This window comes from Bartonella birtlesii IBS 325 (genome assembly GCF_000273375.1).
GTDB classification, from domain to species: Bacteria; Pseudomonadota; Alphaproteobacteria; order Rhizobiales; family Rhizobiaceae; genus Bartonella; species Bartonella birtlesii.
Genome location: NZ_CM001557.1, coordinates 131,656 through 148,387, shown reverse-complemented (window position 1 = coordinate 148,387; position 16,732 = coordinate 131,656). Strand labels below are relative to the sequence as shown.

At 38.6% G+C, this 16,732-nt stretch carries 12 protein-coding genes and 1 pseudogene; 1 reads left to right on the top strand and 12 read right to left on the bottom strand.

What is annotated here, in order from left to right:
- Both QWU_RS00710 and QWU_RS00700 read right to left on the bottom strand, forming a co-directional pair.
- On the bottom strand, window positions 1-330 hold a 330-nt coding region (locus QWU_RS00710; protein ID WP_017195964.1), incomplete at its 3' end, for a helix-turn-helix domain-containing protein.
- 657 nt (window positions 331-987) lie between these two features.
- Complete coding sequence (locus tag QWU_RS00700; RefSeq protein WP_017195962.1) at window positions 988-1,389, bottom strand: helix-turn-helix domain-containing protein; 402 nt, start codon at window positions 1,387-1,389, stop codon at window positions 988-990.
- A gap of 793 nt (window positions 1,390-2,182) precedes the next feature.
- Between QWU_RS00700 and QWU_RS00695 the strand changes: the two genes are divergently transcribed.
- Window positions 2,183-2,518 carry a zinc ribbon domain-containing protein YjdM gene (locus QWU_RS00695; RefSeq protein WP_006590479.1) on the top strand — a complete coding sequence of 112 codons (336 nt, stop codon included), beginning with the start codon at window positions 2,183-2,185 and terminating at the stop codon, window positions 2,516-2,518.
- A 98-nt stretch (window positions 2,519-2,616) separates the two neighbouring features.
- On the opposite strand, the gene QWU_RS00690 is transcribed toward QWU_RS00695, so the two are convergent.
- From QWU_RS00690 to QWU_RS00640, 10 genes and pseudogenes are all read right to left on the bottom strand, one after another.
- Complete coding sequence (locus QWU_RS00690; RefSeq protein ID WP_006590478.1) at window positions 2,617-3,195, bottom strand: NifU family protein; 579 nt, start codon at window positions 3,193-3,195, stop codon at window positions 2,617-2,619.
- Between the two features lie 55 nt (window positions 3,196-3,250).
- Complete coding sequence (locus QWU_RS00685) at window positions 3,251-3,742, bottom strand: universal stress protein (protein ID WP_006590477.1); 492 nt, start codon at window positions 3,740-3,742, stop codon at window positions 3,251-3,253.
- Between the two features lie 285 nt (window positions 3,743-4,027).
- Window positions 4,028-5,017: a phage major capsid protein gene (locus tag QWU_RS00680; RefSeq protein ID WP_144062914.1), complete on the bottom strand. Its 990-nt coding sequence runs from the start codon at window positions 5,015-5,017 to the stop codon at window positions 4,028-4,030.
- A gap of 130 nt (window positions 5,018-5,147) precedes the next feature.
- A pseudogene (trpS, locus tag QWU_RS08820) lies at window positions 5,148-6,217 on the bottom strand (tryptophan--tRNA ligase).
- 77 nt (window positions 6,218-6,294) lie between these two features.
- Window positions 6,295-7,866, bottom strand: a complete 1,572-nt coding sequence (gene murJ, locus QWU_RS00670) for a murein biosynthesis integral membrane protein MurJ (protein WP_017195960.1) — start codon at window positions 7,864-7,866, stop codon at window positions 6,295-6,297.
- Between the two features lie 648 nt (window positions 7,867-8,514).
- Window positions 8,515-8,649, bottom strand: coding sequence for a hypothetical protein (locus tag QWU_RS10455; RefSeq protein ID WP_017195959.1), 135 nt, complete (start codon window positions 8,647-8,649; stop codon window positions 8,515-8,517).
- Window positions 8,650-8,914: 265 nt separating this feature from the next.
- On the bottom strand, window positions 8,915-11,620 hold the full coding sequence (locus QWU_RS00660; protein WP_017195958.1) for a BID domain-containing T4SS effector: 2,706 nt from the start codon (window positions 11,618-11,620) through the stop codon (window positions 8,915-8,917).
- A 287-nt stretch (window positions 11,621-11,907) separates the two neighbouring features.
- The gene (locus QWU_RS00650) at window positions 11,908-13,167 is read right to left on the bottom strand and encodes a BID domain-containing T4SS effector (protein WP_017195956.1); all 1,260 of its coding nucleotides are present in this window, start codon (window positions 13,165-13,167) and stop codon (window positions 11,908-11,910) included.
- Window positions 13,168-13,477: 310 nt separating this feature from the next.
- Window positions 13,478-14,533: a BID domain-containing T4SS effector gene (locus tag QWU_RS00645; RefSeq protein ID WP_017195955.1), complete on the bottom strand. Its 1,056-nt coding sequence runs from the start codon at window positions 14,531-14,533 to the stop codon at window positions 13,478-13,480.
- Window positions 14,534-14,830: 297 nt separating this feature from the next.
- Complete coding sequence (locus QWU_RS00640; RefSeq protein ID WP_017195954.1) at window positions 14,831-16,429, bottom strand: BID domain-containing T4SS effector; 1,599 nt, start codon at window positions 16,427-16,429, stop codon at window positions 14,831-14,833.
- Window positions 16,430-16,732 lie beyond the last annotated feature (303 nt).

Sequence of the window (16,732 nt, the reverse complement as noted above, 5' to 3'; positions counted from 1 at the left end):
TCTTTTTAAAAGCAGATATTCCTCTCTGCTCGATATGAGCGCATCATGTTGGTATGGGGTTTCTTGTTTTGTTAAGACATCTGCGTAGAAAAAGGTAAGTGGAACGCTCAGGATATCGGCAATATCTTTCAGGCGTCCCGCAGCAACACGATTTAAGCCTGTTTCATATTTTTGAACTTGTTGGTAGCTTACATTTAAAGCATGCGCTAATTCTTTTTGAGACATTTTTAGCATTTTTCGCCTCAAACGAATTCTCTTGCCTACAAAAATATCGTTGAGAGTTTTGGTTTGCACTTTGGAGCCCCCCGCCGAGTGCGAGCGCCCTCGCATTGGTATTCCGGGAGTCAAAAGTACTGAGCTCTAGTCAGTTTTTTGCTTTTAGTGCTTAAAGCACCTGGACATAGCAAAATCTCCCGGAATCCCGGGACACCCACAGAGTGGGTTCATTTTTACGCTAGAGCTTAGGGCTTTTGAACCCTTTTGGTCGTTGCGTATGCGACCAAAATCACCTTTTAAACTATAAAGGAATTTCAGGGGATTTACAATAAAAATGAAAACAGTCTTTCTTAACGGATCATTTTTTATGGGAGGTGTTGTGTTCCTCATCAAATAAACAATGACGAGAAAATTGTAATTTTCTTGCCTATAAAAATGTCGTTGAGAGTTTTGGTTTGCACTTTAGAGCCCCCCGCCGGTTGCGAGCGCCCTCGCATTGGTATTCCGGGAGCTTGAAAATACTGAATCCGAGTCAGCCTTTTTGCTTTTAGTGCTGAGAGCACCTGGACATAGCAAAAACTCCCGGAATCCCGGGATACCCACAGAGTGGGTTCATTTTTACGCTCGGATTTTAGGGTTTTCAAGGCCCCTTTTGGTCGTTGCGTATACAACCAAAACATCTTTTAAACTATAAAGGAATTTCAGGGGATTTACAATAAAAATGAAAACAGCGTTTTTTACTGAACAGAGAGTGTAGATCTCTCCATAATGTTAAAAACTTTCATTTTGATCAGCGATGAGTTGTAAAATTGCTCTTTGTTTTACAGAGGTTAAAATTCTAAATCTTTTTAAAAGCAGATATTCCTCTCTGCTCGATATGAGCGCATCATGTTGGTATGAGGTTTCTTGTTTTGTTAAGACATCAGCGTAGAAAAAGGTAAGTGGAACGCTTAGGATATCGGCAATATCTTTCAGGCGTCCCGCAGCAACACGATTTAAGCCTGTTTCATATTTTTGAACTTGTTGGTAGCTTACATTTAAAGCATGCGCTAATTCTTTTTGAGACATTTTCAACATTTTTCGCCTAAAACGAATTCTCTTGCCTACAAAAATGTCGTTGAGAGTTTTGGTTTGCACTTTGGAGCCCCCCGCCGGTTGCGAGCGCCCTCGCATGAGTATTCCGGGAGTCTGAAAACACTGAGCTCTAGTCAGCATTTTGCTTTTAGTGCTGAGAGCACCTGGACATAGCAAAATCTCCCGGAATTCCGGGATACCCACAGAGTGGGTTTATTTTTACGCTAGAGCTTAGGGTTTTCAGTTCCCTATTGGTCGTTGCGTATGCGACCAAAATCACCTTTTAAGTAATAAAGGAATTTCAGGGGATTTACAATAAAAATGAAAACAATGTCTCTTAACGTACAATGTTTCTCATGAGAGGTACCGCGTTTCTTATCAAATAAACAATGACGAGAAAATTGTAATTTTCTTGCTTGCAAAATGTAGTTGAGAGGATTTTTTACTTGCACTTTAGAGTCCCCCGCCGGTTGCGAGCGCCCTCGCATTGGTATTCCGGGAGTCTAAAACTGAACTCAAATCAGCATTTTGCTTTTAGTGCTGAGAGCACCTGGACATGGCAAAATCTCCCGGAATTTTTAGGATACCTATAGTATGGGCTCATTTATAATGGGTTAATCTTCGTGTTCAGATTTTAGGGTTCTCGTAAGGAGTTTTTTCTATACCTCAACCTCACTTGTGATCTGCAAGGGTAGTGCGTGTGCGTGTAGCGGTTAGTATTTTCATAAACGTAAAGATGATGGTGCCCAATGGGATTTTTATTATACGGTATCACAGGGGCAGGGATGAGATGAGAAAAAGTCAGATGTTTTTTGTGAGACAATAGACAATGTGTACATATTGCTCTATGACCGCTTAAAGGAATGATTTTTTGAACAAAAGAGGCAAATATATGAGCCAATATCCTAAATGTCCTCACTGTGGTGGCCTTTATACTTATGAAGAAGGTGAAAATTTTGTGTGTCCTGAATGCGCATATGAATGGCCACAAAAGAGTGAAGATGCTTTTCCTTCCGACATTATTTATGATGCCAATGGTCAGGTTTTGACCAACGGGGATAGCGTTATGGTGGTGAAAGACCTTAAAGTAAAAGGTGCTGCATCCGTTCTCAAAAGTGGGACTAAGGTGAAAAATATTCGCCTTGTGGATGGAGATCATAATATTGACTGTAAGATCCCTGGGATTGGTCAGATCGGTCTAAAGTCAGAATTTGTTAAGAAAATTTAGTTGGCGTATAGTTTGTAGCGCGCTTTCTTGTTTGGCGAAATGCATTTGCATGTGCTTGAGATTACTTCTGAAGAAGGTTTTTTCATTTTTTTCATTTTTTATTGGGGCATGGCTTCAACACCTAAAACTTCTGGAATAAAATGCCGTAAAAGATTTTCAATACCATGTTTTAGCGTTGCAGTTGAAGAGGGGCATCCAGCGCAAGATCCCCGCATATTGAGATAAACAATACCATTTTCAAATCCGCGAAAAGTGATATCCCCACCATCATTGGCAACGGCTGGGCGAATACGCGTTTCGAGGAGTTCTTTAATTGTTAAGACGATATCAGCATCTTTTTCGTCATAAAACTCTTCGTTAAGGGCGTGGGTTTGCGCTTGTGTCGTCGCGTTGGTGGTAATAACTGGGTCATTGGACAAAAAATGTTCCATAATCGTGCCTAAAATGACCGGTTTAAGATGTTGCCATTCTCCCTCTTTTTTGCTTACGGTGATAAAATCATAGCCCAAAAAGACACCGTTAACATTTGGAATATTAAACAGTTTAGCAGCTAAAGGCGAATTTTTAACAGCTTCTTCGCGATCGCGAAATTCTAACACGCCCTCGGAAAGGACCACACGTCCTGGCAGAAATTTCAGTGTTGCAGGATTTGGTGTGGTTTCAGTTTGAATAAACATACATTTTTCTTCTATGGTTAGGGATGAAAATGATCATTGAATATAGAATATGTATCTAGGCAATAGATTCAATATCTTCATCCGCAAGATTGCTCGGAATGACGGTGACGGGGATTGAAAAAGCTGTTCCCCGATTACCGATGAGTTGGATAAGCGGTCCTGGCCCTTCTGCATGCTCACTGGCTGCTAAAACAATAAGTGCTATTTCCTTATCTTCGTCGATCAGTTTGGCAATTTCATCAATTGTCTTACCTTCACGCATAACAATTTCTGTTTCAAGGTCATGTGTGGTGCGTACATCATTAGCAATTTCTCCCAACACTTTATGAGCACTTTGCGTTGATTCCGTACGCATAATATTATTTACACCCAGAAAATGTTGAAATTCTATGCTGTCAACAACACAGAGCAATATTAATGTTCTGTTGGTATTTTTAGCATGTTGTGCGGCAAAAGCAACAGCACGCCGGCACTCTGGTGTTTCATCGATAATCACTAAAATTTTTCGCTTATACTCTGCTTTTGCATTTTTTCGCTTAGAAGCCATGTGCTTCCTCCTCCTTTTTTAGTGAAAATATTTCAAATCAACCTTGTTCAAATATTTCAATAAAAGTTCTTTTTATAACGTTACGATAAAATTTCTCAGATAGCGCGATTTTAGAGAAAAATTGAATGAGAAAATCTTTGAAAGAAAGTATTATAAAATCATACTATGGAGCGAAACTTAATATTTTTTAAAATTATATGGCTGATACAATCGTATAATACCATCATCTTTTCAGAAAATTTATCATATTCTCATTTTTCTTTAATTTCAAAACTAACCAAATTTTTATCCCTTTATTTCATTTTCCTTTGTATTAACTTCTTCATTTAAAGCTTTAAACTCTGCTTCCTTTTCTAATTCTCTACGTTGTTTAACGTTTAAAAGTTCAATAGTTGATTGTATTTGATTTTCATCTCCTGCTTTAAACACAATCATTACTTCAGATATATTAAACGTCATTAGTTGCTCTACATAAAAAAAGTTTTCTAAAAATAGAGTGCTTATATTAAGGTTGCTGCTAATTTTTCTTTTAGGATCATGTATTGAAATTGCTTTAGAGCTTAATGCTAACCCTATTACATCTTCATTTCCTTCACCAAAGTTATCAAATTTTAGTGGTTCAACATCTAATGCGGCAGAATATGAATCATTAGATATTTGTGCGGTGGCTTCAAATATAAGAACAAGATCCCTTTTTGGACAAGCTGTCACTAAATAACCAGCATTATACAAACGACTTTTAAATTGTAATAACTGAACAACGTTTTTAATTATAGCTATGGCGCGTTGATAATTATCCTCACTTAATTCGATTTCTCTTATATCAGGTATATAAATAACTTGTGTAGCTTGTAATGGTACATTTTCATTGTTAATCGCTGAATTAATTAACTTTTTTGTAAGATTATAGCTGTCGCCGTTATCATAATCAACAAATTGAAACATTATATCATTTAAAAGCTGGTGCAATCCATATTCATTTTCAAATGCAGATTCAATTGCGTCAAAGCTTTTATCAACTTTATACTTGTCTTCACGATTTATATATAACGATTCTAAACCATTTCCCTTGTTCAGTTTAATATTTTCACCACTATTTTGTTTTATAAATATCCTGAGCGGATTATTAACATTTTCCTCAAAAAACCGTGCTAATCTTGCTTTATTTATTAACTTTGAAAAAACTTTCAATTTAAATTCAGTGGATTGTTCACTAAAAAATAAATCTTTATTTGTTTTATAAAAATTACGTGCTGCTTTTGGAACTTGTCGCATATAAGGCACACCATCATTAGAAATGATAAGTGTTAATGAGTTGTTCATTTGTATATAATGACATTGTGTATATCCTATATAGAAGTGTTCTAGTGTTCTTTTTGTACTCTTTACGATTAGTTTTGTTGTTTCAAGTATGGTGCAAAAATCCAACGATTTTACGGATTTTTTTCATATTTTTTTCTGCTAGAGCACTGGCACGTTGTGCACCATCGTGCAAAACAGAGTCAATATAAGCACTTTCTTGATGCAGTCGACGCAGTTCTTCTGTTATGGGTGCAAGCTTATGGACGGCAAGGTCAGCTAAGGCTGTTTTGAAAAGCGAAAATTGTTTTCCAGAAAACTCTAAAAGAGCCTTTTCTTTACTTATTTGGGCAAAAGCCGCATAAATACCAAGCAGATTGTCAATCTCTGGTCGTCCTTCTAAAGCTTCCAATGTGTCGGGGAGAGGGGCGGAATCGGTTTTTGCTTTGCGTATTTTTTTGCAATAAGATCAGCATCATCGGTCAAATTAATGCGTGAAAAATCTGAAGGATCTGATTTTGACATTTTTTTTGTACCATCGCGCAAGGACATTATACGCATGGCTGTTTTTCCTATCAGTGCTTCTGGCATTGGGAAAAAGCCTTGTCTTTTTTCCTCATTCATTTGCATTGAAATATCAAAATTTAAATCTGCAATGCGGTCAGCATAATCGTTATTGAATTTTTGCGCAATATCGCGCGTGAGTTCAACATGCTGTTTTTGATCTTCACCCACTGGAACATGTGTGGCACGATAGAGTAAAATATCGGCTGCCATCAGACTTGGATAAGCGAAAAGTCCTAGGGATGCTTTTTCACGATCTTTTCCTGCTTTATCTTTAAATTGTGTCATGCGTTGGAGCCAGCCAATACGGGCGATACAATTTAAAATCCATGCAAGTTCGGCATGTTGAAAAACCTGAGACTGGTTGAAAATAATGTGTTTTTGAGGATCAATACCAGCAGCTAAAAAAGTGGCTGTGGCTGCTCTGGTTGATGCACTTAAAGTTTGTGGATCTGGGTTCACTGTAAGTGCATGCATATCGACAACGCAATATAGACAATTATAAGATGTTTGCAGCTCAACCCAATGCTTTATGGCTCCAAGATAATTGCCAAGATGTAAGTTACCACTCGGTTGTACGCCGGAAAAGACAAGCGGTGTAAAGGTGCCCATAGAAAAGTTCTTTCTTAAGTCAGGTTGTTTATTTTGTGTTTTGTGTCAAAGCGTTTTTATGAAAGCAAGATAAAATATTAGAGGTGTTTTTTGAAATTTTTGAGGGTGCGGAAAAAGGAGCGCGTGTCAAGTAAAAAATAAGCACTGAGATATACCAAGAATATGACAAGCATTATCCCTGCTAAGGTGCTTGCACGCAAGAAAAACGGCGCGTGTGAGGATAAGGGAAAAGACAAAAAGCCAAGCACATTAAACAGATAATGAAGGGTTATCATGCTTAAAACAGTGACGAGTATCAAACATGTAATGCGTTTTAGCAGTTGTGCATCGTATTTCCAATAGCTGCGTTTGATGAGTGCACCACAAAGCAACAGTGTGTTGACCCATCCAGAGGTAATTTCGGCAATGACAATGCCTCGTGCTGACAAAGAAGGAAATAATGTTAAAGCAAGACCAATATTGATGAAAACGCAAATGCCAGTGAAAATCATCGGTGTTTTTGTATCTTCATGGGCAAAAAAATTAGGAATAAGCACTTTGATTAGGACAAAGGCTGGAAGTCCCAGCCCGTAAAGTTCAAGCAACTGTGCAACATGGTGTGTTGACTGACTGGTAAATTGTCCACGCTCAAAAAGAAAACTGACAATGGGGGTGGAGAGCAGTAAAAAAGCAATGGATGCGGGTAGGGTTAACAACAGAGTTAATTCAATAGAGCGATTTTGCAAATTGTGCTTTTCTTTGTGCTGTTTGCTGCGTAGAGCCCTTGTTAATTCTGGTAAAAGAACCGTTGCAATGGCAATTGCTATTACGCCTAGGGGTAATTGGTAGAGACGATCAGCATACATCAAAGAAGACACGGCACCCGATTGGCTAGAAGCAATGTTGGTATTGATGAGCAAATTGATTTGGGTAATGCCTCCTGTGATGGCAGCAGGGAACGCTAAAGTGAGAAGCTTGCGAACATTGGGGCTAAAATGGGGAAGACGGAGGAAAATTTTCATGCCACTTTGACGCAAAGCAACCGCGATCAAGGTGAGTTGAAGGATTCCTGCTGCTAAGACACCCCAAGAAAGATTTAAGCCGATATGCCAAGCGTCAAGCTGATAGATCCAAGCATAGGCAAGTACGCTAATAAGAATAATATTCAAAAAGAGGGGCGCTATGGCTGCAATAAAATAGCGTCGCAAGGCATTTAACATTCCTCCCATCATTGCTGCTAAAGACATGCATGTTAAATAGGGAAACATGATTGCGGTGAAATGAACCGTGGCGTTAAATTTTGTGGCATCCTCTGTAAAACCTGGAGCAATAACCGTTCGTACTAAAAAAGGCATACTTAATTCCATGGCTATGGTTAAAAGTAACAGCAGCGAAAAAAGAACGCCAAAGACTTCTTCTGCGAATTTGCATGCGGTTTCTTGACCATCTTCGGTAATTTTTTTTGAAAAAAGGGGGATAAAAGCTGCATTAAAGGCGCCTTCAGCAAAAAAACGGCGGAATGTATTGGGAAAACGAAATGCCGCATTGAACGCATCGGAAACAGGACCAGTCCCCAATGCTGCTGCCATCAGCATTTCACGTACAAAGCCAAAAATACGGCTCATCAGGGTTCCGGAAGCAACAGTGGCAAACTTTTTAATCAAGGTCATAAAGATACATCAGGTTTGTCATGAAGAAGAAGTGATTAATAAAGCCCTTTTTAGATCATAAAAATCTAATCAGTTTGTTAATATAAATACTCTTTTGTAAAGCTAAAGTGTTTTATGATGGTGTTTATCTTTCTGTCAATAAGCGGGTATCTATATTCTTTAAGGTTGTTTTATTTATAAAAAAACAAAGTTTCTTTTTACTTAATTTGAAAATATAGCTAATATAACTAGGCAAAGAGTGTAAAGGAATGGAGACACCAATGGGACTTCCTACTTTTGCAGTGTTTTGTTTCTTGGTCGTACGTTTCTGTATTATATTGCTTTATATGCCAGTGTGATTTTTAAATGCCTTTGATACATAAAAAAGCTAGTTTATAGAGCGTTTAGAATGGTAAAGCACTCGATCTATTGTAGAGTGATTTCAAATGCTGAAAATGATGTAAAACCTTTTCGTATGTACATATATGTGCTGGTTTCATTTATTTTCGCGCCCTTGCAACATAAAAGTTGGTAAGGGAGAAGCAAAAAGCAGTGATGTTATTTTTTTAAACAATATTCAATCTTATACATGCATAGTCGTTTTTTTATGCATTAGAGAGGTTATCGTTTCTTTTGGAATAAACATTTTTTGTTCTTGAGAGGAGGAGGCTATAAAGCAAGAGAAACACCAATTTTTAATGTTTTCACTCCCTCTGGTATGAGAAATTCTTTGTTTCCTATGATGCAAGTACCATTAATATTCGTCATAAAACCCGTATAAGTTTCACCTTCTTTAGTACTCATTTATAAGACGGCGTATGTTCTCAAGCCTTATATTTTTCATGCAGGCTTTTTTCATATAAATTTGACACAAAAAATCACGCTTTATCCTTCATGGAGCAGTATGTGTTGGTTTTTGTCGGGGAACCTTCTTGTGCAATGCTCTATGTTTGTTGGATTAAGGTATATTTTGTGCCGATATGCTATAACTCTACACAGTATTTCTTGGTGCAATCTTTAGTGGAATGATTGCACCAAGAGATACGATAAAAATCAAAGCTTATAAGATTTAACCGGCAAAAGATATTGTTGTTGACGCTGTAACTTTGCGTGGTCGAACACTCGGTGGGCTTTTTTCTGCTTGCATAGAGTTTTCAGCAGGTTCTTGATGCCTGTTTTTGGGTGAGTGTTCGAGCAATTGAGGAGATTGCGAGAGGTTTTGTTGTTTTTGCATATCTTCATCCAGCTTTATAGATTGTTCTTGATATGTTTTTACAATCTCTTCTCTGACTTTTTTTACAATTTTGGTATAATCATCAATGGCAGCACATAGGGACGGAACAGCTTCTTCAGCGTGTTTGCGGGCTTGATTTTTTATGCCAAACATTTTCTTTCCAGCAAGCGGAGCAAACATGGTTGGTTGGTTTACAACTTGCCATGAGAGTTCTTCTCCCAAAACAGGAACTTTTTGCACATCTTCAGTGTTATGTTGCAAAATAAATGGGTTACCATAAACAATATTACACCAATTGCAGATTTCTATTCGAGCACGTTGAACAGAGTGGTCGCTTTGAACTTTCTCACTAATTTCCTTATGCGAGAGAGGAGTTCTTGCCTTTTTAGCTGTAAATAATTTTTGCTGTTTTTCGGCAGTTTGCTCTTTTTGCATTTTTTGTTCTGTGTGAGAAGTAGGTAAAATGCTCTCTTGTGTCTGTTGGGTAGGTCTTTGGGGTGTTGTTAATGTGCGTGGTTTAGCACCAAGCTTCTCCCATTCAGTTTGCATGACAGTTTCAACAGCTTCCTGATGTTTGTCTGCTGATGAGCGTTTAGGATGTTGAGGAGGTTTTGAGAGGCTTTGCTGTCTTTGCATGCTTTTCTCTTGTTCTGGAGATTGTATATTGCGTTTTTGTTCTGTGTGAGAAGTAGGTAAAATGCTCTCTTGTGTCTGTTGGGTAGGTCTTTGGGGTGTTGTTAATGTGCGTGGTTTAGCACCAAGCTTCTCCCATTCAGTTTGCATGACAGTTTCAACAGCTTCCTGATGTTTGTCTGCTGATGGGCGTTTAGGATGTTGAGGAGGTTTTGAGAGGCTTTGCTGTCTTTGCATGCTTTTCTCTTGTTCTGGAGATTGTATATTGCGTTTTTGTTTTTCTTCTTGGCTTTGTAAGATGTGCTCTTTTGCATGTTTTACCGCCTCGGCATAACCTTCAATAGCTTCACCCAGACGTGTAAGAGCATTTTCAGCCTCTTTTCGGGCTTGATTTTTTATGCCAGAAAAATTGCGACCAGCAAGTTTCCCAAACGTGTGAGGGTGTGTTGTCACTTGCCATGAGAGCTCTTCTCCCATGGCAGGAGATTTGTGCACTTCTTCAAGTCTATACTGCAAAATACGTGGATCACCAAAAGCAATTGTGCACCAATAGACGATTTCTGCGTGACAATATTGGACTGCTGTATTGCTTTTGACTCTACGTACAATTTCTTTGTGTGAAAGAGTTGTCTCTTCTTGTTCAGCTTTGCGTGGCTTTTGTAGATCTTTAGCTATTTGCTTGAGATCGAGCGAATTCTTATGGTGTACCTGTCCTGCCAGATGTCCATGCAAAATGTTTTCTTTTGCCTGCTTTACAACCGCAGCATAATTTTCAAGAGCAAGACACAGGGATGATATGTTTTCTTCAGCCTCTTTGCGTGTTTGATCTTTTATGCCGAAAATTTTTTTCCCAGCAAAATTTGCAACGAGTTTAGGATTTGCTGCAACTTGCCATGAAAGACTTTCTCCGAGGATAGGATTTTTTTCAATTTCTTCAAGTTTTTTCTGAAAAATATCTTGGTCGCCATAAACAGTTTGAGATAAAGTTCTGATTTCGTCTTTACAGGTTTGGACCAACGGATTATTTCTAATTTTTAAGATTATTTCTTCTTTCGAGAAAGCTGTGCTTATTCTTGCTGAAGCAACCGTTGTGTATATAGTTTCCTCTTTTTGAGTGATCGTACCACGTCTTTCTCTTTTTTTTGTGGGAAGCGGTGTTTTTATGGTCATTTCTGCATATATGGGTTCGCTCTCCTGTGGTGCTGCATTGTTTTGCGTCCTGTTTTTTGCCTGCGTTGGTTGTTGTCTTTGTAGCGCAGGTTTATCGTAGAGAGATGCTTCTGGTTGTTTTTGCTTTACAGAATTGCCTCTCATACGTGGTGGTTTTTGCGGAGCAGGTATTGCGTATACTCCTTCTCCCTCTTGTGTTGTTGTAGGGTTTTGCGCCCTGTTTTTTGCCTGCGTTGGTTGTTGTCTTTGTAGCGTAGGTTTATCGTAGAGAGATGCTTCTGGTTGTTTTTGCTTCACAGAATTGCCTCTCATACGTGGAGGTTTTTGCGGAGCAGGTATTGCGTATACTCCTTCTCCCTCTTGTGTTGTTGCTTTGTTGAGTAATTCTCTATCTCTTGCACGTGGTGGTCTTTGTGGGGCAACTCTTACCTGAGCTGTTTGGTTCTCTTTTGTTGTTGTGTTACTTTGTTGCCTTTCTCTTGCACGTGGTGGTCTTTGTGGAGTAACGCTTATCTGAGCTGCTTGGCTTTCTTGGGTTGTTGTATTGCTTTGTGTTGTATTGCTTATGTGAGACGTTTTTGGTGGAGTAACTCTTGCATGGGTGATATTTTCTGGACGTTTGGGAAGAGGTGGTTTTTGAGTGTTTCTAGCGGGAGGTGTTGCTGTAGATTGTTCATGTTTTTTTTGAAATTCTTCTACCATGCGTGCTACAGAAGGGGAGAGTTGTCTTTTTTTCATGCAAGTTTCCTTTCAAGCTATCTCAAATATTTGCTTTGAAAATCTTTTTGTGCATTCCGCACCTTTAATTTTTTTAGAGAATGTCTCATTGAATGATTTCAAAAGGCTTTGTGTTGTTTGTATAGTCCATGATTGATATTTGTTTTCAATCATTTAAGGTGATTATTGGTTATAATGATTATTGAAAGATTTTTGATACAATCTTCCACTCTCTTAGTATGAACTCTTTTGCTTTTTTGTGATAACTGCACAAAGAAACAAAATGAAAAACTCAAACTTATGCATTTTTAGCTGGCAAAGGCCATTGCTTTTGATGTTGCAGCTTTGCGCAATCGCGTGTCTTGCGCTTTTTCAGGCGTCTGTGTAGAAGCTTCAGTGGTTTCGGGATGCTTGATTGCCGCTAAACCTTCAGACAGTTCAGAAGACCGTGATAAGTTTTGCGCTAATTCAGCAGATGATTCACTGTGTTCTTGTGATATGGATTGGACTTGTAAAAAGCTTTCTTTTACTCGTTGTATAGTGTTTGCATAATTGTCAACGGCATCAAGCAGATGTGAAAGACCTGATTCAGCATGTTTGCGTGCTTTGTTTTTTAAACCACACATATTGACACCGGCATAACGCCCAATAGATTGCGGATAGGCCGCAAGTTGCCATGTGAGCTCTTCTGCCATAGCTGGATTTATAAGCAACGCTTCAGTTTGTGATTGCAAAATATCAGATTTGCTAAAGACTATATCGCACCAATGGTCAATTTGTGCTTTGTGTCTTTTGACCATAGGATGTTGTCGCGTTTTGTCAGCAATTTCATCATTTGAGAGGGCTTCTTTCCTTAAATAAGGGTGATATGGTCTTTGTAAAATGGTGGCTACTGCATCACTACCCAGTGCTTTTTCATAAAAATTGAGCTCTGCTTGTGGAGTTATAGAGAAATTCTCTCTTGAATTCTTTATAGCCTCTACATAACAATTAACAAGGCCACAAAGAGTAGAAAGACCTTCTTCGGCATGTTTGCGTGCGCTACTTTTCATACCAAAAGCTTGCATGCCAGCAAATTTATGAATGCTTTCAGGATTTGTTGCAATTTGTGATGATAAGCCTTCTCCTATAGAGGGATCTCTTTGAATTTCTTCAGTTTTCTTCTGTAAAGCATGTGGATTGCCATAAACAATTCCGCACCAATGTTGAATTTCTTCTTTATATGAGGTTATTAATCGGCTGTGTTGTAATAATCTTGTAATTTCTTCCTCTGAGAGAGTTATGGTTGTTTGGGATATAGTTGTTGTTGCAGAGGGGCCTTCTTTTTCGAGAGAGGAAGGGGAATGTTTTGTTTTTTGTGAGGAAACTACGGTGTGTCTTTCAGAAGTATTCTTTACAGACAATCCTTGTTCGACCTCTCTCCTGTTAAAAGAGGCTGTTTTATCTCTTGGCGTGGATTTTGTGGAAAGGTTTTCTGGGGATACCACTTTTGTGGTGGCTTCTTCATAGGGGTTTATCTGTTCTTGTACTGAAGGGGAGGGAAAAGAAGAGGGTTTATTTTTTTTCATGCACATTTCCTTTCAATATTTTGAGAAAATCTCTTTGGTGCATTCTCCACCTTTCATTTTTTATTAAGGAAAGATATTAATTTGAATGGCCTCCAAAGATTTATACTATTCATAACTCATGTAATTGATATTTATGTCTTTTATACAGTTTTTTTGTGAAATTTTATCAATAAGTTATACAAAATTTCTGAAGCTTTTTTGATGTTTTTTTGTTGCATCTCATAACAGCTCTTGGCGCAATTGCTTTGTTACAATCGCGCCAAGAAATTAGCTGAAAGGCAAAAATTTATGTGTTTTTACATACACATGCTTACATCGCAAACGCCATTCCTTTTTCGGTTTTGGGGCTATGTCTGCGCTGTGTTTCCTGCTCTGGAGAACCCTGTTCTCTTTCTTTTCCACGACGGTGATGGTGATGATGTTTATGTTCCTGCTTTTCTGGGCTTGCTTCTCTTTCAGGACCACGTTGTCTTTCCTGCTCACGGGTAAAAGCCTTGTGTAGCTTTTGTGCAGTAACTACATGTCTTTCGAAGGCTGAACAAAGATGTTGAAATTCTTCTTCAGCTTCTTTGCGACCTGAGCTTTTTACCCCAAGTAGTTTGTGACCGGCAAGTTTCCCAGGACCTTCTGGATTTTCTGCAAGGTCCCATAAAATTCTATCTCCAGCTTGAGGATTTTCTAGAACTTTAGAGAGTTGCCCATTTAAAGCATGTCGGTTACCATAAACAACTTGACATCGTTCTTGAATTTCCATGACACCATACTGAAAATTTTGGTCTTTCAAAAGCTTCGAAGTAACTTCATCTTTTGGGGTTTGTGGAGGAGGTGTCGTTCTTCCTGCGCCACTAACCCCTTGGTAGATGAGATTTTCTTGTTGTAAGGGACCGTGCTCATCCCGTGCACCTAAGCCAACGGTTGCATAGATAGATTCTACCGGTTTTTGTGGGGAACGCCCACCTTGTGCACCAAAATCAATCTCTGCATAGGCGGACTCCATCTGTTTTTGGGGATTTCGTCCATCCTGTGCTCCATTACCTACCATGTCGTATTCTGGCCATTGGCGTTGCGTTACATCACTTACTGCATAAGGACTTACCAGTGGTTTTTGATTGGGCCTATGCGGTGGTGTTGCATAGGCACTTTCTGCAGCACCTTCTGGTGGCCTTTGCGGTGCATAGACGGCTTCTGGTTTGGTTCTAGGGGATGCATAAACAGTTTCTTCTTGTTGAGAAGGGCGCTGTTCTTTGGGGGGTTTATTCACTTTTGCGTAGAGGGCTTCTGTCTCAGATTCTCCTAGATTTTGTTGTTCAAAACGTCTTCTTAGTTCATCTACATTGGTAGAAGGGGATGGCTGGTGTTTTTTCATGCACGTTTCCTTTCAATATTTTGAGAAAACCTCTTTGGTGCACTCTCCCCCTTTATATTGTGCTCGCTCTATACAAAGGAAGATATCCATTGAATGACCTCCAAAGATTTGCGCTATTCATAAAGCAGGGTAATCGATATTTATGTCTTTTCTACAGTTTTTTTGTGAAATTTTATCAATAAGTTAAATAAAATTTTCAAAGCTCTTTAGGATGATTTTTTGTAACGTTTTAGAACAATTTTGGCGCGATCGCGATGAAAGCGCCAAAGAATAGAAAAAGTCAAAGCGGTTTTTTGTTTAACCGGTAAGAGCCATTGATGAAGAGCGACTCATTTTAAGGGATCGTACCTGACATTGTGCTTCTTTGGTGAGCTGTAAGGTGTTTGCAATCTCTTTTGCTTTGCTTTCTGATACACCAATTAGGTAAGAAAGTTTTGTGTGGTCTTTTTGCTGTATGGCTTGACGTTCTTCTGCTGATAAACGATTTTGTAGTTGGCGCGCATAAACATGGAGTTGTCTTTGCAGTGTAGGAGAATGAGACAAGGCCTCTCTTTGTTGTTCTGGTGGTAAGGCAAAAAGGTTTTGTAAGTCTTTATTTGGTTTTTCAATAGATTGGCCTACACGATTTTGTTCTTTTGTGTGTTTTTCTAAAAGTGTATCCTGTGTTTGTCGTACTGTCATCGCATAGTTTTTAAACATTTCACAAAGCTGTGAAATATGTTCTTCAGCTTGTCTGCGCTCTGGACTCTTTATGCCAAGCATTTTGAACCCTGCAAATTTACAGATTGATTGGGGATGCTGGGCAATGTGCTCAGCAAATACACGACCCAAGCTTGGATCCGCATTTACTAACTCTATTTTCATGTTTAAAACTTTAGGATTGCCGTAAACTTTTTTTGATAAATGTTCAACGTTTTTTTTACTGGCTTCAATAAGGGGGGCAGCAGAAACTTTTGCAAACAATTCTTCTTGACTGAGAGGTGCTAATGTTTCTTTTGGAATGAGTATGTCTTTTAAATTTTGTACATTTGATTTTTCAAAGCAGATAGATGCACCGTTTTGTAATGTCTTTATTTGTTCTGGTGAGAGATCATTTTTGTCGCCGACGACAAAAACACCATCAACCTCGATGATAAAGCCCTCTTTTGTCATGCCTCTATAGATGCCATTATAGGTTTCACCTTCTTTTGCTGCAATCACAATGTGGTTATTGATTTCTTCAAGTCCAGCATTTTTCATATGAGAGATAAATTCTTTTAAAAGTAATGCTTTTTGAGGATTGGTCACATCCTCAAAAAGATGCCGCATTGGTTGCGGATTATTTTGTTGCATTGCGGCAACACAGGCATGTGTTAAGCGTTCTTTTGTTGTAAAAGAAAAGTCAATTTGATGGCCAGCGGCCTGTCCAAGTTTTTCCATAAACGTTCGCTGTACACGTCCGTTGCCTTTTCTAAAAGGATGTGCATGGTTGAGAATCATAAAGACTTCAGCAGCATTTTCAGCAAATTCTTGGCGTGATAAACCGCGTAAATTATTCTTTGTATGCAGCATTCGTTCTAATTGTTTAAGCTCTCTTTGAATCTGTGGACCGATGGCAAAAGGAACTTCATGACCTTTAGGGCGCATTGCTGGCATACGGGCGATGGTCCCATCTTCAAATGTAAAGGACTGTTCGCGAGTTTTGCCTGCCCACTCAAAACTTTTGTAGAAGAGACTCCAGTGAATTGTTTTCAGATAAGCAGTATCAAATTTTTGTGGTAGGGGTTCATAACGAAAATTCACAGCTGCTCTTGCTGCATCATGGGCACAGCGTGTATACAGTTTTTGGGGATCTTTTATACCATATTTATTTTTTAATGTGTTGCTATTTTTATATAGATAATTTTGCTCTAACATATATTCTCTCCTTATAGGATAGGGTGATTGATGAAAGTGTGCTGAACTTTTTGTTTGAAAATCCCCCTCACATATTCTTTTGAGATCTTGAGCATTGGATGAGGGAAAAGAGTTGTCTTCAAAAGCTTTTTGATAGAGTTCTTAAGACATAGATATGATTGATATGCATTGTTTGGTGGTGAAGAGAGCGTTTGATAAAGAATATTGAGCTTGGTAAACACAAATATAATAATACCATTCAAGGACTTTTTCCCCCCACATTTTTCTTTTTGGATCATGCGGAAATTCCTTGCTTATGGGGTT